The sequence below is a fragment of the Williamsia sp. M5A3_1d genome (assembly GCF_053345315.1).
Genome location: NZ_JBKEZX010000004.1, coordinates 274,216 through 294,846, shown reverse-complemented (window position 1 = coordinate 294,846; position 20,631 = coordinate 274,216). Strand labels below are relative to the sequence as shown.

The following is a 20,631-nucleotide window of genomic DNA, read 5'->3' as shown; positions in this document are numbered from 1 at the left end:
GGGGTGGCTCGGACTCCACCGATAGCCGAGGAAGTCGTCGGTCCAGACCACGAGCGTGTCGGTGCGTGCACCCGTCCCGATCACGTCGGATAGCCGTTCGCCGCCATGCCCCCAGGCTAGAGCGAGTCTCCTCGGCATGGAGTGACCCGGATGCGGGTAATCTGTCCGATGTGACGATGATGCCCCGAGTGGCGGAGGGATGGGCACCGTGAACGATCTGGTGGACACCACCGAGATGTACCTGCGCACCATCTACGACCTCGAGGAGGAGGGCATCGTGCCCCTCCGGGCGCGGATCGCCGAGCGTCTCGAGCAGAGTGGACCGACGGTCTCGCAGACCGTGGCCCGCATGGAGCGTGACGGCCTTCTGCGTGTCGCGGGAGACCGTCAGCTCGAACTCACCGAACAGGGACGTTCGTTGGCGATCGCGGTCATGCGCAAGCACCGTCTGGCCGAGCGGTTGCTCGTCGACGTGATCGGGATGCCCTGGGAGGAGGTCCACGCCGAGGCGTGCCGCTGGGAGCACGTGATGAGCGAGAACGTCGAGCGTCGTCTGCTCGAGGTGCTCGAGCATCCCACCACCTCGCCGTACGGGAACCCGATCCCCGGGCTCGATCAGCTCGGCGTCGAGGGCGCCACCGTGGATGCCGCGACACGGTTGTCGGATCTGCCCGAGGGTGAGCCGGTCGCCGTCATCGTGCGACGGCTCTCCGAGCATGCCCAGGACGACCGCGATCTCATCAGCAAGCTGCGCGAGGCCGGCGTGGTGCCGAACGCGCGTGTGACCGTCACCAGCGAGCAGGGTGCGGTCGTCATCAACACCCCCGGTCACGGTGGACTGCGCCTGTCGTCGGAGATGGCGCACTCGGTCCACGTGGAGAAGGTGTGACGCGACCGGTGACCGCATGAAGCTGCTCGTGACCGGCGGTGCCGGCTATGTCGGCAGCGTCTGCGCGCGGGTGATGATCGAAGCCGGTCACGAGGTGACCGTCGTCGACAACCTCATCACCGGCAACCGTGACGCGGTGCCCGACGCCGCCGACTTCGTGGAGGGCGATGTCAGTGCCGTCGCCGCCGATGTCCTCGGGGGTTCCCGGTTCGACGGTGTGCTGCATTTCGCGGCGCAGTCGCTGGTCGGCGAGTCGGTCGAACACCCCGAGAAGTACTGGTACGGCAACGTCGTCGAGTCGCTCGACCTCCTCGAGGCGATCAGGACCACGGGGACCCCGCGCCTGGTGTTCTCCTCGACCGCCGCGACCTACGGTGAGCCCGAGTCGGTCCCGATCCTGGAGTCGTCGCCGACCCGTCCGACCAACCCGTACGGCGCGACGAAGTTGGCGATCGACCACGCGATCACCTCCTACACCGGTGCACACGGTCTGGCCGCGGTGAGCCTGCGGTACTTCAACGTCGCGGGCGCCTACGGCGGCGCCGGCGAGAACCGGCGGGTGGAGACGCATCTCATCCCGATCGTGCTGCAGGCCGCGTTGGGTCACCGCGAGTCGGTGAAGATCTTCGGTACCGACTACCACACCGACGACGGAACCGCGGTCCGCGACTACATCCACGTCTACGACCTCGCGCGAGCACATGCCCTGGCCCTCGAGTCGGCCGTCGCCGGGCGCCACGAGATCTACAACCTCGGCAGCGGATCGGGTTTCTCCGTGCGTCAGGTCATCGAGACCTGTTCCGCCGTCACCGGTCTCGACATCCCGGTCGAGGAGGCGCCACGCCGCGCGGGTGACCCCGCGGTGCTCATCGCCTCGAGCGACAAGGCCATCAGCGACCTCGGATGGTCGCCCACGAACACCGCACTGCCGACGATCGTCGCCGACGCCTGGGAGTACACCCGCACTCTCGGCGACCGCGCGCATTCCGCGCCCGGCGCCTGATCCGATCAGGCGCCGCGCCGCATCTGATGGCGTGTCGGGGGCAGGGCGACCCCGAGACGGCGTGCGAGGTCGTGACTCGTCGGCAACAGTTCGGCGAGCACGTCCGGTCGGATCCCGGCGCGTAGCGACTCGTCGAGCAGTCTCGCGAACGAGTGCTCCGGATCGGCGGCCAGTGCTGCGTCGAGTGCGATCCCGGCCATCGCGCCGTCACCGTCGACGTAGTGGAGGTGGGCGAGCAGTGTCGCCGCCGTCGCCCGGCCCCGACCGCGCAACCGTCGGGTGAGATCGGCCCACAGCTGCTGTGCGTCGTCGGCGCGGTCGCTCGAGGCGAGGGCCAACAGCGCGTCGCGGACCTGGAGTGACCGGATCGCGTCGTCGAGGGCGACGACGTCGGCGCACCGCGGATCGGAACCGAGCCCGGAATCGACTGCGGCGAGTACCAGGCGCAGCCGGGCGGTGTCGTCGGGCGTGGGCCCGGGCACGGTCGCATCGGCGGCACAGATCCGTCGCTCGCAGTGCGCCCCGGGTTCGACGGCGGCGGTCATCTCCGTGCGGGAACCGGCCATCACCCGTCCGGTGGTGACGGCATGGGCCACGGCCATCGGCGTGAACCGTGGATCGGCGAGCCGGCCTCCCGCGAGATGGTGATCGGGGTGCCCCCATGCGGTGTACCACCTTGCGCCCGAGGCGATCTCGTCGGTGGCGAAACCGGCGGCGAGCCCCAGACCGGCGAGACCGAGATCGATGACGTCGAACAGTGAGGTCCAGCGCGGATCGTCGCCGGGGAAGCGGTCGTCGACGACGATGGCGAACACCGCCGACACCCGTTCGCGCAGGCACACTCCGCAGAGGTGGTCGACGACGGCACACATCGCCTCGCTCGGTTCGCCGAACGGATCGAGATCGATGTCGTGGCGCATGGTCACCCCGACGCGCGATCCGGGGTCGACGAAGGTGATGAGGACCAGGGAGCGCTGCGGGATGAACCCGAGCATCGCGGGGACGGCTGCGATGAGGTCGCCGGGATCGTGGAGGGTGACGGTGGTGGGTTCGATGCTCATGCGACGACGGTGGCCCAGCACGGCGACACCCTCGGCCGCTCGACCCCCGATCAGGGACGGTTGTGCACAGTTCGTCCCGATCCACAGGTCATCGACCGCGGGAACGCTCCACCGCCGCGGTGAAGACGGCGTCGAGTGCGGCGCCGTCGGGGCGGGCGCCCGAAAACGACAGGTACGACGCGTACACCCGGATCCCGTCGTTCTGCGCGGCGAGGACCGTCGTCGTCTGGGTGAGGGTGACCGGGGCCTGCCCTGAACTCGACACGCGACGGAAGGCGATGGACTGCTGCGAGTCGACGGGTGACGGGGGCAGCGCCTCCTGGGTGACCCGGGACGTGACGCCCCCGATGTCGGCGGTGTAGCTCCCGCACCTCGACACCAGGTCCGACAGCTGGGACAGCGGTGTCTGCGCGCGCGTGGTCACCACGGTGAGGTTGCCCCCGGTGGTCGACATCCCGGTGACGACGACGGAATCGCCTGCGCCCGAGGGGATCTGCGGCGGCAGACACGTCTCGGGGTCGACCGTGCCGCCGAGCGGTCGGCCGGCGAGGTCGGCGAGTGCGTCACCGGCCTGCTCGCTGCGCAGTCGGGTCGCGGGATAACTCGCCGGGAAGTCCGACGGCGACAACGCGAGGCGGTCGATGTCGCCCGCCGCACCCGACGCCGCAGCGCCGGACGCCGCAACCGGGGTGCCGTCGATCGCGGCGGTGCAACCGGTCACCAGGCACAGCGCCGTCACGCCACCGATCACCACGGCACCGAGCGGTCGGCGTGCACGGACGGTGCGCGGGTCGGTCACCGTGACGACTGTGCCACCTCGCCGTGCCACACCCGCGGACCGACACGTCCCGGGGGTCAGCTACCCCGGGCGATCCACTCCTCGAGGTGCGGGGCCTCCTCGCCGACCGACGTCGAGTCACCGTGACCGGTGCGCACCTCGGTGCCCGGGTCGAGGGTGAAGATCCGCTCGCGGATCGACTCGATGATCGTCGGGAAACTCGAGAACGAGCGTCCGGTGGCGCCGGGACCCCCCGAGAACAAGGTGTCGCCGCTGAAGAGCACCGCCGCCTCGGGCATGTAGAGACAGCACGATCCCGGCGAGTGCCCGGGGGTGTTGATGAGCACCAGCTCGGTACCCGCGATCGGGATGCGTTGTCGGTCCTCGATGTCGCCGTGGTCGGCATCGGGATGGGTGGCTCGCCACAGCATGTCGTCGCCGGGGTGCAACAGCACCGGCGCGTCGAGTCGTCGCGACAACTCAGGGGCGGCGGTGATGTGGTCGTTGTGGCCGTGGGTGGCCACGATCGCCCGCACGGTGCGGCCCGCGACGGCGTCGATGATCGGTTCGGCCGTGTGCGCCGCGTCGATGATCACGACCTCGTGCTCGTCGCCGACGATCCAGATGTTGTTGTCGACATCCCAACTGCCGCCGTCGAGTTCGAATTTCCCGGAGGTGACGACGTGGTCGATGCGCAGCGTCACAGCACGACCACCGATCGCAGAACGTCGCCGGACTCCATCTTGTGGAAGGCCGATTCGATGTCGTCGAGCGAGATCCGTTCGGAGACGAACTTCTCCAGCGGCAGACGTCCCTGTCGGTAGAGATCCACGAGCATCGGGAAGTCGCGCTCGGGCAGGCAGTCGCCGTACCAGGAGGATTTCAGCGATCCGCCGCGGGAGAAGAAGTCGACCAGCGGCAGTTCGAGTCTCATCTCCGGGGTGGGTACGCCGACGAGGACCACGGTGCCTGCGAGATCGCGTGCGTAGAAGGCGGTCTCGTAGGTCTCGGGGCGCCCGACGGCGTCGATCACGACATCGGCGCCGTTGCCGTCGGTGAGCTCCTGGATCGCGGCGACGACGTCGTCGACCTCCGACCCGTCGATGGTGTGGGTGGCCCCCAGATCGGTGGCCCACGCCAGTTTGCGGGCGTCGCGGTCGACGGCGATGATCGTCGACGCGCCGGCCAGGCGGGCGCCGGCGATGGCGGCGTCGCCCACGCCACCGCACCCGATCACCGCCACGCTGTCGCCGCGTTCGACGTGCCCGGTGTTCATCGCGGCGCCGAGTCCGGCCATCACGCCGCACCCGAGGAGTCCGGCGACCGCGGGATCGGCCTCGGGGTCGACCTTGGTGCACTGGCCCTCGTGGACGAGGGTCTTGTCGGCGAACGCACCGATGCCCAGCGCGGGTGTGAGCTCGGTGCCGTCCTCGAGGGTCATGGGGGCGCTGGCGTTGTGGGTGTCGAAGCAGTACCAGGGACGTCCACGCTTACAGGCGCGACACTGCCCGCAGACCGCGCGCCAGTTGAGGACGACGTAGTCGCCGACGGCGACGTGGGTGACCTCGTCGCCGATCTGCTCCACGGTGCCGGCGGCCTCGTGACCGAGGAGGAACGGGTATTCGTCGTTGATGCCGCCCTCGCGGTAGGCGAGGTCGGTGTGACACACGCCGCACGCCGCGATCGCGACGACGACGTCACGGGGCCCCGGGTCGGGCAGCGTGATGGTGACGACCTCGGTCGGTGCACCCTTGCTCTTCGCGACTACCCCTCGCACCTGCTGTGGCATGGAACGTCTGACCCTTCGTCGATGGATGTCGTGTTCGTGCTCTCATGCCGATCTTGGCATGAGTGATCGGCGACACGCGATCGCCGGCGCACCCGCCCGCGCGCCGCGGACGGGAATCGGCGGCGGTGTCCCGGTCGTTGAGATCGGTGACACCGGCATCTCCCCCACCCGCCGATCGGCACGCTTGTGACGACCACCGCGGGGATGGGCGACAATGGACACATGCGAGCGAGGGTGGAGCCCTCGTCATCGTGATCACAGGAGGACACCCATGGACGAGAAGTCCACGCTGTACGAGCTCGAGTTCCCCGTGCCCCACGTGGCCGGCGAGGAGGGCACGGGCCCGGTGCTGGTGCACGCCATGGAGGGGTTCGCCGACGCCGGTCACGCTGTCGCCCTCGCCGCGGAACACCTGCGGGACAGCCTCGAGTCCGAGCTGGTCGCGACCTTCTCGGCCGACGAGCTGATCGACTACCGCTCGCGTCGCCCCACCATGACGTTCTCGGGCCAGGAGTTCACCGACGTCGACATGCCCGAGCTGACCATCCACGCGATCCGCGACAACGCCGGGCGCCCGTTCCTGCTGCTCGCCGGCAACGAGCCCGACCTGCGCTGGGAGCGCTTCGTCGAGGCCGTACGCGGCCTGAGCGACCACTTCAACGTGTCATCGGTCGTGGGTCTCAACGCCATCCCGATGGCGATCCCGCACACCCGTCCGTCGACGATCACCGCGCACGGGTCGGACGCATCCCTGCTGGGCGACCTGCCCCGCTGGGGCAGCCCGCTCAAGATCCCCGCGAGCGCGTCGATGCTCGTGGAGCTGCGCCTCGCCGAGCACGGGTACCCCACGGCCGGTCTGTCGGTGCACGTGCCGCACTACCTCTCGCAGGCTCAGTACCCGGGCGCATCGGCCATGCTCATCGAGTCGCTGGCCACCGTCACCGGCCTCGATCTCCCGGTCGCCGCCCTGGAGAACGCCGCGGCGAAGGTCCGGATACAGATCGATTCCGAGGTGGAGGGCAACACCGAGGTCGAGTCGGTGGTGTCGGCGTTGGAGACGCAGTACGACGCGTTCACCTCCTCGCAGACCGAGAAGGCGTCGTTGCTCGCCGCCGACGAGCCGCTGCCCAGCGGCGACGAACTGGGTGCTGAGCTCGAGGCGTTCCTGGCCGATCAGACCGCGTCGGATGACGTCGACACCGACGGCGCCCGCCGTGAGCTGCCCGACGACGGACCCGACAGCAGCGGGAACACCGACAGCAGCGGGGACTCCGCGCCCCCGACCGGAGACGGTGTCTGATCGCCGGACCCGCCACACTCCCCACCCCGGCGTCCGCCGACGCCGACGACCTCTTCGACGCCCTCGGTGAGTGGGTCTCCGCGCGCGGGATCTCGTTCTACCCCGCGCAGGAGGAGGCGTTGATCGAGCTCGCCTCGGGCGCGAACGTGGTCCTGTCGACCCCCACCGGCTCGGGGAAGTCGCTCGTCGCCACCGGCGCCGCGTACTTCGCGCTCGGACGCGGGCAACGCACCTTCTACACCGCTCCGATCAAGGCTCTGGTGAGTGAGAAGTTCTTCGATCTCTGCGCTCAGTTCGGGGCCGAGAAGGTCGGCATGATGACCGGGGACGCCACGGTGAACCCCGGTGCGCCGATCATCTGTGCGACCGCCGAGGTGCTCGCGAACCTCGCGTTGCGCACCGGCGCCGACGCCGACGTCGGACTCGTGGTGATGGACGAGTTCCACTATTACGGCGACACCGAGCGTGGCTGGGCGTGGCAGGTGCCGCTGATCGAGCTGCCGCGCGCACAGTTCCTGCTCATGTCGGCGACGTTGGGCGACGTGAGCTTCTTCGTCGAGGACCTCACCGAGCGCACCGGGCGTCCGACGGCCGACATCAGCGGGACCACCCGACCGGTCCCCCTCGACTACAGCTATGTCCTGACCGCGGTGCACGAGACCATCGAGCGACTCATCGACGCCGACCGCGCACCGGTGTACGTCGTCCACTTCACCCAGCAGTCGGCCGTCGAGCGCGCGCAGGCCCTGCTCAGCGCGAAGATCATCACCCGAGAGCAACGCGACGCGATCGCCGCCGAGATCGGCGACTTCCGCTTCTCCGCCGGCTTCGGTTCCACGCTGTCGAAACTGGTGCGGGCCGGGATCGGCGTGCACCACGCCGGGATGCTGCCCCGCTACCGGCGCCTCGTGGAACGACTCGCACAGCAGGGCCTGCTGCGGGTCGTCGCCGGAACCGACACCCTCGGCGTCGGCATCAACGTCCCCATCCGCACGGTGCTGCTGACCGGTCTGACGAAATACGACGGCGTCCGCACTCGCCACCTGCAGGCGCGCGAGTTCCACCAGATCGTCGGCCGCGCAGGGCGTGCGGGGTACGACGACCGCGGTTACGTGGTGGCCCAGGCGCCCGAACACGATGTCGAGAACGCCCGCGCGACGGCCCGCGCGGGTGACGACCCGAAGAAGCTCAAGAAGATCCAGCGCAAGAAGGCACCCGAGGGCTTCGTGTCGTGGGGCGAGCCCACCTTCGAACGGCTCATCGCCGCCCCGCCCGAGCCGCTGCGGTCGCATTTCCGGGTGTCGACGTCGATGGTGATCGACGTGATCGCCCGTCCCGCCAACTGTTTCACCGCGATGCGCCACCTGCTCGAATGCAACCATGAGCCGCGCGAGCGCCAGCGCCGACACATCCTGCGCGCCATCGAGATCTACCGCGGACTGCTCACCGCCGGACTGGTCGAACCCATCGATCCGTGGACCGCCGAGCCGGAGGACACCCCCGGCGGCAAGACCGTCCGGCTCACCGCCGATCTGCCCGCCAACTTCGCACTGTCGAATCCGTTGTCGTCGTTCGCCATCGCCGCGCTCGAACTGCTCGACCCCGCCGACCCCGGATATGCGCTCGACGCCCTGTCGGTGATCGAGTCGATCGTCGAGGATCCGCGGCAGGTCCTGCGTGCCCAGCGATCGGCCGCCCGTGATGTCGCCATCGCCGAGATGAAGTCCGACGGCATCGAATACGAGGAGCGGATGGAGCTGCTCGAGGAGATCGATCATCCCAAGCCGTTGGCCGACATGCTCGAGGCCGCCTTCGAGATGTACCGGCGCGGTCACCCATGGGTGTCGGGCACCCCGCCGGCGCCGAAGTCGATCGTGCGCGAGATGGTGGAGAGCGCAATGGGTTTCACCGATTTCGTGGGCGCCTACAAACTGGCGCGCAGCGAGGGCGTGGTGCTGCGATACCTCACCGACGTGTACCGATCGGCACGTCACGGACTGCCGACCGCGCTGCACACCCCCGAACTCGACGACCTCGTCGAGTGGCTCGGAGACCTCGTCCGGCGGGTCGACTCCAGCCTCATCGACGAGTGGGAGCAGCTGACCCACCCCGACGACGCCGGCGACGACCGTACGGGTCCCCCGCCGACGGCCGGGCCGAACCTGCGCGCGGTCCGGGTCGGCGTGCGCAACCACATGTTCGCCCTGGTGTCGGCGTTCGCGCGTCGCGACCTGGTGTCGCTGTACCGCAAGCACCCCGACGTCGAGTGGCGTGACGACCTCGACGACTACTTCGACGAGTACGACGAGGTCGGGATGGGGCCCGATGCGCGGAGCCCGCATCTGTTCACCCTCGACACCTCGGAGCAACCGTGGCGCGTACGGCAGACACTCGATGACCCCGAGGGCGATCACGGGTGGGCCATCACCGCTCTCGTCGACCTGCCCGACACCGACTCGGACGGCTCCGACGAAGCGGCGTCCGACGGCCAACCGGTGATCCGCGACGTCGAGGTGATCGCGGGCTGAGCCGGTCTAAGGACCGAGTTCTTGCGAACGAGATTGACAGCGCACTGTCATGATGACAGCATGGTGTCAACACCGTTCACGTCAGGAGTCCTCATGACCACACCCCGCCCCGTCCTCCTCGCCGTCTACGACACGCTCGCCGACTGGGAGTTCGGACTCGCCACCGCGCACATCAACTCCCCCGCCCACCAGACCGACCCCGACCGGTACACCGTGGTCACCGTGGGGCTCACCGACGCGCCCGTGCGGACCATGGGCGGGATGCGGGTCGTCCCCGACATCACCGTCGCCGACATCGACGAATCCGCCACGGCCGCACTGATACTGCCCGGCGCCGAACTCTTCGCCGACGGCTACGGTCACCCGTGGGCCCAGCTCGCCGAGCGGTTCCTCGACACCGGCATACCGGTCGCCGCGATCTGCGGGGCGACCTCCGCGCTCGCCCGTCACGGACTCCTCGACCGACGCGCCCACACCAGCAACGCCGCCGAGTACCTCGACGCGCAACCCGGATACCGGGGCGCCGAGTTCTACGTCGACGACCTCGCGGTGACCGACGGCGACCTGATCACCGCGAGCGGCACGGCGCCGACACACTTCGCACGGGCCGTACTCGGACGGCTCGGTCTCTACCGACCCGAGACCCTCGACGCGTGGTTCGACCTCTACGAGAACCACGACCCGTCGGCCTACCCGCGCCTGATGGCGACACCCGCGTGACACATCCCCAGCGACTCCTGAGCGACACCGCTCTGCTGGCGTTCCGCCTCAACGGCCAGTTCCTCTCCCTGGCCGAGGATCTCGCGGCACCCGCCGGACTGACCGCCACGCGATGGCAGGTGCTCGGCGCGGTGGTCGACGAGCCACTGCCGGTGTCGCAGGTCGCGCGCGACATGGGGATCACCCGGCAGAGCGTGCAGCGCACCGCCGATCTCCTGGCCCGCGACGGCCTGATCGAGTACCTCCCGAACCCGGCGCATCGTCGCGCGAAACTCGTCACCCCCAGCGCCGAGGGCCGGGCCGCGATGGCGCGCATCTCCCCCGCCCATGCCCACGCCGCGGCGCGACTCATCGACGAGCTGGGTGTGGCGCGGTGGCAGTCGATCGTCGACGGGCTCCGCACTTTGTCGGCGGCCCTCGACGCGACCGAGGACCGTCGAGCCTGACCTGATCGGCCGAGACCTTCCCCGGTGGCGTCAGAGCAGTTCGTCGAGCCCGTCGGACATACGGTGGGCGAGTTCGTGGGTCTGCTCGGTGGTCATGACGAACGCGGGCGAGATCTGCAGCGCCCCTGCACCGGCCGCGCGTCCGCTCACCCCGTGGCGGCGCAGCGCCGTGACCGCGGCCGGGCCCTGTGCGGCGTCGGCCAACTGCACCGCCGCCACGGCCCCGACACCGCTGCGCACCTCCGACACCACCGCGTGCCCCGCGAGAGGCTCCAGCGCGGTGTGCAGGTCGGACTCGAGCCTGCGCGCCTCGTCGAGCAGGCCCTCGCGCTCGATGATGTCGAGGTTGGCCATCGCGGCCGCAGCTGCGCCGGCATGGCCGCCGTAGGTGTAGCCGTGGCGCCACCACACACCGCCGGAGTAGAACGGCTCCGCGATGTGGGGTGCCACGAACACCGCGCCCATGGGCACATAGCCCGAGGTGAGCCCCTTCGCGGTGGCCATCATGTCGGGCTGCAGATCGAAACGCTGTGAGGCGAACCACGATCCACCGATGCGCCCGAAACCGGTGACGACCTCGTCGGCGACGAAGAGCACATCGTGGTCGCGGCAGATCTGGCGCACCTCCGACAGATACCCCTCGGGTGGTGGGTAGATGCCACCGGCGCCGATCACGGGTTCGCAGAAGAACGCGGCCACCGAGTCGGGCCCGACGCGTTCGATGAGTCCGAGCAGGCTCTTGGCGTCGTCCCACTCGACGGTGGCCGCATCCTCCATCAGGGTGCCGTAGCCCTCGCGGTTCGGGGGCAGCCCCGACAACGCCGTACCGGCGACGTGCATGCCGTGGTAGGCCTTCGTACGCCCGATGATGAGCTTCTTGTCCGGACGACCCATCTCGTGCCAGTACCGACGGGCGAGCTTCGCCGCGGTGTCGAACGAGTCGCTGCCGCCGGAGGTGAAGAAGACCTTGCTGCCCGCGATCGGCGCGATGGCCCCGAGCCGTTCGGCGAGGTCGATCGTCACCGCGGGCGCGACGTCACCGAATCCGGAGTAGTGCGCGAGCGTCCCGAGTTGGCGTGCGACGGCGTCGGCGATCTCGGTGCGTCCGTGGCCGACGTTGGTGAACCACAGCCCCGCGGTCGAGTCGATGTAGCGGTTGTCGTCGGTGTCCCAGATGTGCACCCCCGAACCCCGCGCGATCGCGAACGGACCGGAGGAGCTGACCGCCCCCATGTCGGCGAACCCGTGCCACAGCGTCGACGTCATGTCGCCCATCATGCCTGTCGGCCGTCGGCACAGCGGGGCCACGTCCCGGACTGCCGCCGCATTCCACGCATACGCGGCGAGGTCCGACCGCGGAAGACGAATATCGTGGGGGTCATCATGTCCCGACCCCCTCGCGCCCGATCGACCGACAGCAGGTCGCCACGTCGGCGTCCACCCGGTCCCCGGGGTCCTCGCCCCGATGCGTCGACCGAGTCGTCTGTGTCGTCCGAAGCGGTCGTCATCGACGAGAACGAGGTGTCGATCGTCGACGCCCACCGCTTACGGCGACGCGTGGCGAGCGCCCGCGACGACCGTTCCCGTCAGCGTCTGTCCGGCTCCGTCGACGCCGCACGCAGCCGTCTGGCGCGCCGGGCCGCTCTCGTTCCCGAGCTGCGCTACCCCGACGAGCTGCCGATTTCGGGCGCGCGCGAAGAGATCGCCGCCGCGATCGCCACCCATCAGGTCGTCGTCGTCGCGGGCGAGACCGGCTCGGGCAAGACCACCCAGCTGCCGAAGATCTGTCTGGGCCTCGGGCGCGGTGTCCGTGGCGCCATCGGGCACACCCAGCCGCGCCGGATCGCCGCGCGGGCGGTCGCGACGCGCATCGCGGAGGAGACCGACACCGAGTTGGGGGCCGCGGTCGGGTTCGCCGTCCGATTCGACGACCGGTCGGGCGCCGACACCCTCGTGAAGGTGATGACCGACGGCATCCTGCTGCGCGAGATCGGACGCGACCCGCTCCTGCTCGCCTACGACACCCTCATCATCGACGAGGCCCACGAGCGCAGCCTCAACATCGATTTCATCCTCGGCTTCCTCAAACAACTGCTGCCCCGTCGACCCGACCTGAAGGTCGTGATCACCTCGGCGACCATCGACCCCGGGCGTTTCGCCGAGCACTTCGCAACTGCGGAGCACCCCGTCCCGGTCATCTCGGTCTCGGGCCGGACCTACCCGGTCGAGATCCGCTACCGACCGCGTGATGCCGCCGACGAGGACGACGATCACGACGACATCGATCAGATCGCCGCGATCGAGGCCGCCGTCGGCGAGCTCACCCGCGCCGGTCCGGGCGACATCCTCGTGTTCCTGGCCACCGAACGCGAGATCCGCGACACCGCCGATGCGTTGCGACGGCGTCTCGACGACCGCGTGGACATCCTGCCGCTGTTCTCGCGGCTGTCGACCGGCGACCAGCAGAAGGTCTTCACCACCTCTGACCGTCGCCGGATCGTGTTGTCCACCAACGTCGCCGAGACCTCACTCACCGTTCCCGGCATCCGCTACGTCGTCGACGTGGGTACCGCGCGCATCTCCCGCTACTCGCTGCGCACCAAGGTGCAACGCCTACCGATCGAACCCGTCTCCCAGGCCAGCGCGCGACAGCGGGCAGGCCGATGTGGGCGCGTCGCCGACGGCATCTGTATCCGCCTGTACTCCGAGGAGGACTTCGAGAATCGTCCGGAGTTCACCGAACCGGAGATCCTGCGCACCAACCTCGCATCGGTCATCCTCACGATGACTGCGCTCAATCTCGGTGACATCACCGATTTCCCGTTCGTCGAGGCTCCCGACGCACGGTCGATCCGCGACGGCATCGGCCTGCTCGAGGAGCTCGGTGCAGTCGACGGCACCGGCACTCGCCGCGGTCTGACCCCGGTCGGTCGCGACATCGCCGACCTTCCCATCGATCCCCGGTGGGCGCGGATGGTGGTCGCCGCGCACGAGAACGGTGCGTTGGCCGAGGTGCTCGTCATCGTCGCGGCCCTGTCGCTGCCCGACGTCCGTGAGCGTCCCACCGAGAAGCGCCAGGCCGCAGACGAGTCCCATGCGCGATTCGCCGTGGCGGGGTCGGATTTCCTCTCGATCCTCTCGCTGTGGCGGCACCTCGAACAGATGCGGGAGGAACTGTCGAACAACCAGTTCCGTAAACGGTGCGAACGCGAGTTCCTGCACTGGCTGCGGATCCGGGAGTGGAGGGAGCTGGTACGTCAGCTCGAACGCATCACCGCCGACAAGGGGTGGAGACCCAACACCTCCGACGCTTCACCCACGGCCGTGCACCAGTCGTTGCTCGCCGGCCTCCTCGGACACATCGGCGTCCGCGACGGTGACACCCGCGAGTTCCTCGGCGCCCGCGGCACCCGGTTCGTGGTGTTCCCGGGGTCACCACTGGCCAAGAAACCGCCCCGATTCGTGATGGCCGGTGAGGTGGTGGAGACCTCGCGGCTGTTCGCCCGCACGGTCGCGGGGATCGAGCCGGAATGGGCCGAGAAGATCGCCGGGCCGCTCGTCAAACGCTCCTACAGCGAACCGCACTGGTCGTCGAAGCGTGGGTCGGCGATGGCGTACGAACGGGTCACCCTCTACGGCGTCCCGCTGGTCGCGCATCGCGCCGTGCCGTTCGGGCGCGTCGATCCGGAGACGTCGCGGGATCTGTTCATCCGGCACGCACTCGTCGAGGGCGACTGGCGCACCCGGCACCCCTTCTTCGACCGCAACCGGGCCCTGCTGGAGGACGCCCGCGACCTCGAGCACCGCGCGCGCCGCGGCGACCTGGTGATCGACGACGACCAACTGTTCGATTTCTACGATCAACGGATCGGCCGCGAGGTCGTGTCGGCGGCACACTTCGACACCTGGTGGAAGTCCGCACGGCGCGAGAACCCCGACCTGCTCGATCTCACCCCCGAGACCGTCGCGGACACCGATGCGGTGTCGGCGACGGAATTCCCCGACCGGTGGCAGCAGGGCGAGGCCCACCTCGATCTGACCTACCAGTTCTCCCCCGGCGCCGAGCGCGACGGGGTCACCGTCCACATCCCGCTGGCGTTGCTGCCGCGGGTGCGTCCCTCGGGTTTCGACTGGTTGGTCCCCGGCCTGCGCACCGAACTGGCCGTGGCGATGGTGCGCAGCCTGCCCAAGTCGGTGCGCCGCCGCCTCGGTCCCGCGGCCGATGTCGGCGCGGCGGCCATGGCGGCGCTGACCCCGCGCAGCGAACCGGTCGCCGTCGGCCTGGCTCGCGAGGTGAGTCGACAGACCGGTGTCGCGGTGTCGCCGAACGATTTCGACCCGAGCACGCTGCCACGCCATCTGCGCATGACCTACGCCGCGGTCGCCGACGACGGATCGGTGGTCGCGACAGCCGAATCGCTGGCCGAGCTGCGCGACGCCATCGGGGGATCGGCACCGTCGGCGCCGAAGGGAGGCGCACAACCGTCCCGTGGTGGCCCGTCGGCTGTCCCGACGCCGCCGCCGATCACCGAGTGGACGACCGCCACCATCGGCACCATCGCTCCATCGGTCGTCGAAACCGTTGCCGGTCAACAGGTCACGAGCCATCCGTGCCTGCTGGTGGTCGACGGCGGTGTCGTGCGGGCGGTCGCGACCACCGCGGCAGAAGCCGACCTGGCGACCCACCGCGCCATCCGACGACTGCTCGAGATCTCGATCCCCGCGCTGAAACCCTCGGCCGCAGGTCAGTTGCCCGTCGCGGCGCGCCTGGCGTTGTCGCAGAGCCCCTATCGCTCGACCGAGGATCTGCTGCGCGACTGCACACGCGCGGCCATCGTCGATCTCACTGGGTCGACCACGCAGGTGCGCGACCCCGCGGCCTTCGCGGCGTTGCGGGCCACCGTCGCCCGCGACGCCCCGGCGGTCGCCCGCGCCGCGCTGGCGACGGCGGCCGACGTGTTGACGCGCGTCGCACCGATCCGCGCCGAGTTCGATCGACTCGGTTCGTCGACGGCCGTCGCCGATGTCACCCGCCAGCTCGACGACCTCGTGTTCGACGGTTTCATCAGCGCCACCGACGCCGACCACCGCACGCGTGTCGCGGTGTATCTCGACGCGATCCTGGTGCGATTGGCCCGGCTTCCTGCCGCAGCCGCGACCGATGCGCGGGCGATGGAGTCGGTCGACCGCGTCCTCGACCGGTGGGCCGAGGTGGTCGAACGGGCGACGCCGGCGCGGCGCGTCACGCTCGGGGAGCAGATCCACTGGATGGTGGAGGAATTGCGCATCGGACTGTTCGCCGAGCGGATCAGACCCGCCTACCCGGTGTCGGAGCAGCGGATCCTACGTGCGATCGACGGTCTCGCCCGAGGCGCCGACGGAGGCGGTGGCGGCGCGCGACGGTGACGACCTCAGGTCGTCGATCTCACGCTGGAAGTCGTCGACCGATTCGAACGACCGGTACACCGAGGCGAAGCGCAGGTAGGCGACCTCGTCGAGTTCGCGCAACGGACCGAGGATGGCCAGACCCACCTCGTTGCTGGGGATCTCGGCCGATCCGGAGGCGCGGACGGCGTCCTCGACCTGCTGGGCCAGCAGGCGCAACCGGTCCTCGTCGACGGCGCGGCCCTGGCAGGCGCGGCGGACTCCGAGCATCACCTTCTCGCGGCTGAACGGCTCGGTGACCCCGTTGCGTTTCACGACGGCGAGCACCGCGCTCTCGACGGTGGTGAACCGGCGGCCGCAGTTCGAGCACGAACGGCGACGACGGATGGCCTGCCCCTCGTCGGCGACACGCGAGTCGACCACCCGGGTGTCCTCGTGTTTGCAGAAGGGGCAGTGCATCGCCGTGTCCTCGAACCTGATCCGCGGGCGACGCGTGTCGAGGGTGGACCTCGAGGCGTCACAGGGCCCGATGTGGACCCACGGTCGCGAGGATACCGACCCCGATCGGCCGTCACACACCGGTCAGTCCCGGTAGAGCGGGGCGAGCAGCGGCTGGCCGGCGGTCAACGCCGATCCGCTCATGTGGTTGAGCTCCTTGATGTCGGCGACGACCGCGGACGTCGCCCGGTCCGGCGCGACGCGCGCCGCGATCTCTCCCAACGACTCGCCGCCACGGACATGGACCACGGAGGTACCCGCGACGGGAGCCGCCGACGACTCGGCGGCAGCCGATCCGCCGAGCACCACAGCCCAGACGGCGACCGCGAGCGCGATGCCGGCCACGATGGCCGCTCCCCATCCGATGGGTGCGGGCCGCCGGGACACCGGTGCGTGGCGACGGCCGTCGGCACAGACCACACCGGCCGGGCGGGCCGCGGCGGGCCGACCCGCGGGGCGGTGACGTACGGGCACGGGGCGCTGCGCCGGACGCGGCGCGCGCTCGACCGTGGCGTCGGCGGGCCGGTGTGCCGTGGTGCTGCTGTGACGCGTGAGAGTCTGATTCATGACGTGCTCCTCATCGACCAGACGTTCGAATGAACGTGTGTTCGATTTGTATCACGCGCCTCCGACAATGTCCCGACACGGTCGAACAAATGTTTGAAAGTTGTTATCTGCTGCACTACTGTCCCAGGTGACAGCAGGTCCGCGCGTTGTCCGAACCGTTCGAACAGATCGGTCGGGAGCGGGCCGCGACAGGAGGGACACCGTGTCCGACACCACCGTCACCACCACCGACTTCGCCGATGGACCGATCAGCGAGGCCGATCTGACGCCTCGGCAGGCGAAGGTCCTCGAGGTCATCCGTGCGTCGGTCCGCGAGCGCGGATATCCCCCGAGCATCCGTGAGATCGGAGACGCGGTCGGCCTCAACTCCACGTCGTCGGTCGCCCACCAGCTCCGCACCCTCGAACGCAAGGGCTTCCTCAAGCGCGATGCGAACCGACCCCGGGCGGTCAACGTGCAGGACGCCGATCCCGGTGACGGCGGCGGCTCGGATGCCCTGTCGTTGCCGACCCCCACCTTCGTCCCGGTGCTCGGTCGCATCGCCGCCGGTGGGCCCATCCTCGCCGAGGAGGCGGTCGAGGAGGTGTTCCCGCTGCCCCGTGAACTCGTGGGTGACGGCGCATTGTTCCTCCTGCGCGTGGTCGGCGAGTCGATGATCGACGCCGCCATCTGCGACGGCGACTGGGTGGTGGTCCGCCAGCAGAACGTGGCCGACAACGGCGACATCGTGGCGGCCATGATCGACGGCGAGGCCACGGTGAAGACGTTCAAGCGCACCGACGGCCACGTCTGGCTGATGCCGCACAACCCGCAGTTCGATCCGATCCCGGGTGACGAGGCGGCGATCCTCGGCAAGGTCGTCACCGTCATGCGACGCCTCTGACCGACCCTCGTCACCCCGCGTACCGCATCTGACTACGCCGCGTGTCACACTGACCACCCGATCGGGGTGGACGACAGGAGACGTGATGGGTGCACAGCGATTGGTCCTCGACGGCGCGGTGGTCGTCGTGACCGGCGCCGCAGGTGGCATCGGGCGTGAGGTCGTCCGTGAGGTGCATCGTCGGGGTGCCCGTGTGGTCGCGCTCGACCTGGTCCAGGCCGCGGTGGACGACGCGGTGCTGGGGCTCGATCCCGATCGTGTCCTCGCGCTTCGAGCCGATGTCACGGTCCCGGCTGATCTCTCGGACGCCGTCGAGCGTGCCGTGGCACGGTGGGGTCGGATCGACGTCGTGTTCGCCAATGCCGGTATCTCCAGCGGAGATTCGGCCGACACCGTCGCCAGCGTGGCGGACGGCGTGTTCGAGCGCGTGATCGGCGTGAACCTCATGGGTGTGTGGAACACGGTTCGGGTGGCGCTGCCCCACGTCATCGATGCCCGGGGCCACGTCCTCATCACGTCGTCGACGTACGCGTACCTGAACGGGATGGTCAATGCGCCCTATGCGGCGTCGAAGGCGGCCGTCGAGCAGATCGGCCGCGCATTGCGCAGCGAGCTCGCGGCCCACGGCGCGACGGCAGGGGTGCTCTATCCCGGGTGGGTCGCGACCCCCATCGCCGATGTCGCCTTCGGCAAGGACGAACTCGCCACCGCTTTGATCAAGCGGGCGTTCCCACGTCCCCTGCTGACTCCCATCAAGCCCCGTCGCGTCGGACTGGCGGTCGCCGACGGCATCGAGTCGCGGTCCCCGCGGATACAGGTGCCGCGTCGATGGATCCCGGTCGCCGCTCTACGCGGGATCGTCAACCCGCTCTCCGATGCTGCGTTGCAGCGGGATTCGACGATGATCGGCCTCGTGCGCGAGGTGGAGGACCGCGCCCGCCGTCGGTGAGGACGGCCGATCGGCCCCGTCCTCGTGTCGCCGGGTCAGTCGTGTAGGGCCGCCGCTGCGGCGACGCGTGCGTCCGCGGGATCCGCGGTCGCCAGCGCTGCCCGCGCCGCGGCCCGGCACTGTTCGGTGCGCACCTGACCCAGCGCCGCACCCACACCCGCGGCGGCCGCCGGTGCGCTCGACAACGATGTGACGCCCATACCCACCAGCACGCAGGCGAGCAGTGGGTCGGCGGCGGCCTCGCCGCACACCCCGACCGGTTTACCGGCCGCCGACCCCGCCGAGGCCACCATGTGGATGAGCGCGAGCACGGCCGGCTGCCACGGGTCGGTGAGGTAGGCGAGTTCGGCCGACATGCGATCGGCCGCCATCGTGTACTGCGTGAGGTCGTTGGTGCCGATCGACACGAAGTCGACCTCGGCGAGGATCGACGGCGCGAGCAGTGCAGCCGAGGGGATCTCGATCATCACGCCGGCGACGAGACCCCGGGCACGCACCTTCGCGGCGAAGTCGCGGGCCTCGGTCGCCGTCGCCACCATCGGGGCCATCACCCACGGTGCCGCACCGGTCGCCTCGGCGGCGGCCGCGACGGCGTCGAGTTGCCGGTCGAGCAGACCCGGGTTGCCGAACGCGACCCGTAGACCGCGTACGCCGAGGGCCGGGTTGGCCTCGGTTCCGTTGTCGGCGAACAGCAGTGGTTTGTCGGAGCCCGCGTCGAGGGTGCGGATCACGATCTTGGCGTCGGACTCCCCCGCGGCGGGCACGAACGCCTCGATGACCTCGCGGTAGAGCGCGGTCTGCTCGGCGGCGTCGGGCTCCGTCGCCCGGTCGAGGAAGGCCAGTTCGGTGCGGAAGAGTCCGATGCCCTGCACCGGGAAGTCGGTGGCCGAGCGGGCGGAGGAACCGTCCTGGACGTTGGCGAGGATCGACACGTCGAGCCCGTCGGCGGTGCGTCCCGGTCCGCTCCATCGCGACACCAGTTCTGCCGCGTCCCGGGAGCGTGCGACGGCGCTGCGAGCGGTGTCGGCGTCGGGGCCGACGGTGACGGTGCCGGCCTCGCCGTCGAGCATCACCGGGGTGCCGGCGGCCACCGAGGTGAGCGCACCGACCGCGACGACGCACGGGATCCCCAACTGACGGGCGATGATCGCGGTGTGGCTGGTGGGGCCGCCCAGGCGCGTGGCCAGGCCCCGCACGAGAGCGGGGTCGAGCCCGGAGGTGTCGGCCGGGGCGAGATCGTCGGCGAAGAGGATGACCTCGTGGTCGGGCTGGGCCAGGCCGGGTTCGGGCTCGCCCGCGAGTTCTGCGAGCACACGGTCGCGGACGTCGAGGAGATCGGTCACGCGCTCGGCCATGAGGCCGCCGAGCTTGGTGAACATGGCGACGAACTGCTCGGTCGCGTCGACCGCGGCGTTGGGCGCGGGCGATCCGGCCCGGATGAGCTTCTCCGCAGAGAAGATCCAGCCGCGGTCCTGCGCGAGCGCGGCGGTGGCCGAGAGGACCTCCGAGGCCACCCCGGTCCCGGCGGAGGCACGTGCGCGCAGACGATCGGCGACGGCCGCCGCGGCGGCGACGAATCGCGCGCACTCCGCCTCGACGTCGGCCGGTGGGGTACCCGGCCCCGGCAGGGCGGGACGCTCGCCCGGCCACATCACCGGCGCGAAGGCCACCCCGGACACCACCGGCGTCCCGGTGAGGACCGTCGGGGCGGCGGGATCGGTGGGCGTGGTCACGTCCACCGGGGAGAGGTCGTTCGCTGTCGCGTGGGGAGCCATGGGGTGCCTATCGATCGTTGCTTCTCGGCCGATCATCCGCCGCGGCGTCCGAACCCGGAC

17 protein-coding genes are annotated in these 20,631 nt (G+C 70.0%); 9 read left to right on the top strand and 8 right to left on the bottom strand.

Going from position 1 to position 20,631, the window contains the following annotated elements; all coding sequences use genetic code 11:
- Window positions 1–208 precede the first annotated feature (208 nt).
- Entirely contained in the window at window positions 209–889 is a 681-nt protein-coding gene (locus ACLBW1_RS18280; RefSeq protein ID WP_447813228.1) for an iron dependent repressor, metal binding and dimerization domain protein, read from the top strand.
- Between the two features lie 16 nt (window positions 890–905).
- Window positions 906–1,892: a UDP-glucose 4-epimerase GalE gene (gene galE / locus ACLBW1_RS18275; protein ID WP_447813227.1), complete on the top strand. Its 987-nt coding sequence runs from the start codon at window positions 906–908 to the stop codon at window positions 1,890–1,892.
- A 5-nt stretch (window positions 1,893–1,897) separates the two neighbouring features.
- Here galE and ACLBW1_RS18270 read toward each other — a convergent pair whose 3' ends face one another.
- From ACLBW1_RS18270 to ACLBW1_RS18255, 4 genes are all read right to left on the bottom strand, one after another.
- On the bottom strand, window positions 1,898–2,953 hold the full coding sequence (locus tag ACLBW1_RS18270) for a DUF4192 domain-containing protein (RefSeq protein ID WP_447813226.1): 1,056 nt from the start codon (window positions 2,951–2,953) through the stop codon (window positions 1,898–1,900).
- 88 nt (window positions 2,954–3,041) lie between these two features.
- Window positions 3,042–3,752, bottom strand: a complete 711-nt coding sequence (locus tag ACLBW1_RS18265; RefSeq protein ID WP_447813225.1) for a hypothetical protein — start codon at window positions 3,750–3,752, stop codon at window positions 3,042–3,044.
- Between the two features lie 56 nt (window positions 3,753–3,808).
- On the bottom strand, window positions 3,809–4,435 hold the full coding sequence (locus ACLBW1_RS18260; protein ID WP_447813224.1) for an MBL fold metallo-hydrolase: 627 nt from the start codon (window positions 4,433–4,435) through the stop codon (window positions 3,809–3,811).
- Complete coding sequence (locus ACLBW1_RS18255) at window positions 4,432–5,520, bottom strand: S-(hydroxymethyl)mycothiol dehydrogenase (protein WP_447813223.1); 1,089 nt, start codon at window positions 5,518–5,520, stop codon at window positions 4,432–4,434. The genes ACLBW1_RS18260 and ACLBW1_RS18255 overlap by 4 nt, the downstream gene beginning before the upstream one ends.
- A gap of 271 nt (window positions 5,521–5,791) precedes the next feature.
- Here ACLBW1_RS18255 and ACLBW1_RS18250 point away from each other — a divergent pair, with 271 nt between their 5' ends.
- The 4 genes from ACLBW1_RS18250 to ACLBW1_RS18235 all read left to right on the top strand — a co-directional run bounded on the left by ACLBW1_RS18250 (window position 5,792) and on the right by ACLBW1_RS18235 (window position 10,514).
- The gene (locus tag ACLBW1_RS18250) at window positions 5,792–6,820 is read left to right on the top strand and encodes a proteasome assembly chaperone family protein (RefSeq protein ID WP_447813222.1); all 1,029 of its coding nucleotides are present in this window, start codon (window positions 5,792–5,794) and stop codon (window positions 6,818–6,820) included.
- Window positions 6,820–9,348: a DEAD/DEAH box helicase gene (locus tag ACLBW1_RS18245; protein WP_447813613.1), complete on the top strand. Its 2,529-nt coding sequence runs from the start codon at window positions 6,820–6,822 to the stop codon at window positions 9,346–9,348. The genes ACLBW1_RS18250 and ACLBW1_RS18245 overlap by 1 nt, the downstream gene beginning before the upstream one ends.
- A gap of 93 nt (window positions 9,349–9,441) precedes the next feature.
- Window positions 9,442–10,068, top strand: a complete 627-nt coding sequence (locus ACLBW1_RS18240; protein WP_447813221.1) for a DJ-1/PfpI family protein — start codon at window positions 9,442–9,444, stop codon at window positions 10,066–10,068.
- Window positions 10,065–10,514 carry a MarR family winged helix-turn-helix transcriptional regulator gene (locus ACLBW1_RS18235; protein ID WP_447813220.1) on the top strand — a complete coding sequence of 150 codons (450 nt, stop codon included), beginning with the start codon at window positions 10,065–10,067 and terminating at the stop codon, window positions 10,512–10,514. The genes ACLBW1_RS18240 and ACLBW1_RS18235 overlap by 4 nt, the downstream gene beginning before the upstream one ends.
- A 30-nt stretch (window positions 10,515–10,544) precedes the next feature.
- On the opposite strand, the gene ACLBW1_RS18230 is transcribed toward ACLBW1_RS18235, so the two are convergent.
- Window positions 10,545–11,780 (bottom strand): aminotransferase family protein, encoded by a 1,236-nt coding sequence (locus ACLBW1_RS18230; RefSeq protein WP_447813219.1) that lies wholly within the window; start codon window positions 11,778–11,780, stop codon window positions 10,545–10,547.
- 117 nt (window positions 11,781–11,897) lie between these two features.
- Here ACLBW1_RS18230 and hrpA point away from each other — a divergent pair, with 117 nt between their 5' ends.
- A complete protein-coding gene (gene hrpA, locus ACLBW1_RS18225; protein ID WP_447813218.1) occupies window positions 11,898–15,920 on the top strand; it encodes an ATP-dependent RNA helicase HrpA in 4,023 nt (1,340 codons plus the stop codon).
- On the opposite strand, the gene nrdR is transcribed toward hrpA, so the two are convergent.
- Both nrdR and ACLBW1_RS18215 read right to left on the bottom strand, forming a co-directional pair.
- Entirely contained in the window at window positions 15,858–16,358 is a 501-nt protein-coding gene (gene nrdR, locus ACLBW1_RS18220; RefSeq protein WP_447813217.1) for a transcriptional regulator NrdR, read from the bottom strand. The two genes, hrpA and nrdR, sit on opposite strands and share 63 nt — an antisense overlap.
- A gap of 123 nt (window positions 16,359–16,481) precedes the next feature.
- Window positions 16,482–16,964: a LysM peptidoglycan-binding domain-containing protein gene (locus ACLBW1_RS18215; protein ID WP_447813216.1), complete on the bottom strand. Its 483-nt coding sequence runs from the start codon at window positions 16,962–16,964 to the stop codon at window positions 16,482–16,484.
- 202 nt (window positions 16,965–17,166) lie between these two features.
- Between ACLBW1_RS18215 and lexA the strand changes: the two genes are divergently transcribed.
- Together lexA and ACLBW1_RS18205 are read left to right on the top strand one after the other, a co-directional pair.
- Complete coding sequence (gene lexA / locus ACLBW1_RS18210) at window positions 17,167–17,847, top strand: transcriptional repressor LexA (RefSeq protein WP_045822532.1); 681 nt, start codon at window positions 17,167–17,169, stop codon at window positions 17,845–17,847.
- An 85-nt stretch (window positions 17,848–17,932) separates the two neighbouring features.
- Window positions 17,933–18,796 (top strand): SDR family NAD(P)-dependent oxidoreductase, encoded by an 864-nt coding sequence (locus ACLBW1_RS18205; protein WP_447813215.1) that lies wholly within the window; start codon window positions 17,933–17,935, stop codon window positions 18,794–18,796.
- A 35-nt stretch (window positions 18,797–18,831) separates the two neighbouring features.
- On the opposite strand, the gene ACLBW1_RS18200 is transcribed toward ACLBW1_RS18205, so the two are convergent.
- The gene (locus ACLBW1_RS18200) at window positions 18,832–20,529 is read right to left on the bottom strand and encodes a phosphoenolpyruvate--protein phosphotransferase (protein WP_447813214.1); all 1,698 of its coding nucleotides are present in this window, start codon (window positions 20,527–20,529) and stop codon (window positions 18,832–18,834) included.
- Between the last annotated feature and the right edge of the window lie 102 nt (window positions 20,530–20,631).

Coding starts and splice junctions, on each gene's coding strand:
- galE (WP_447813227.1), top strand. CDS start 906: ATGAAGCTGCTCGTGACCGGCGGTGCCGGCTATGTCGGCAGCGTCTGC.
- ACLBW1_RS18270 (WP_447813226.1), bottom strand. CDS start 2,953: ATGAGCATCGAACCCACCACCGTCACCCTCCACGATCCCGGCGACCTC.
- ACLBW1_RS18255 (WP_447813223.1), bottom strand. CDS start 5,520: ATGCCACAGCAGGTGCGAGGGGTAGTCGCGAAGAGCAAGGGTGCACCG.
- ACLBW1_RS18250 (WP_447813222.1), top strand. CDS start 5,792: ATGGACGAGAAGTCCACGCTGTACGAGCTCGAGTTCCCCGTGCCCCAC.
- ACLBW1_RS18240 (WP_447813221.1), top strand. CDS start 9,442: ATGACCACACCCCGCCCCGTCCTCCTCGCCGTCTACGACACGCTCGCC.
- ACLBW1_RS18230 (WP_447813219.1), bottom strand. CDS start 11,780: ATGACGTCGACGCTGTGGCACGGGTTCGCCGACATGGGGGCGGTCAGC.
- hrpA (WP_447813218.1), top strand. CDS start 11,898: ATGTCCCGACCCCCTCGCGCCCGATCGACCGACAGCAGGTCGCCACGT.
- nrdR (WP_447813217.1), bottom strand. CDS start 16,358: ATGCACTGCCCCTTCTGCAAACACGAGGACACCCGGGTGGTCGACTCG.
- ACLBW1_RS18215 (WP_447813216.1), bottom strand. CDS start 16,964: ATGAATCAGACTCTCACGCGTCACAGCAGCACCACGGCACACCGGCCC.
- ACLBW1_RS18205 (WP_447813215.1), top strand. CDS start 17,933: ATGGGTGCACAGCGATTGGTCCTCGACGGCGCGGTGGTCGTCGTGACC.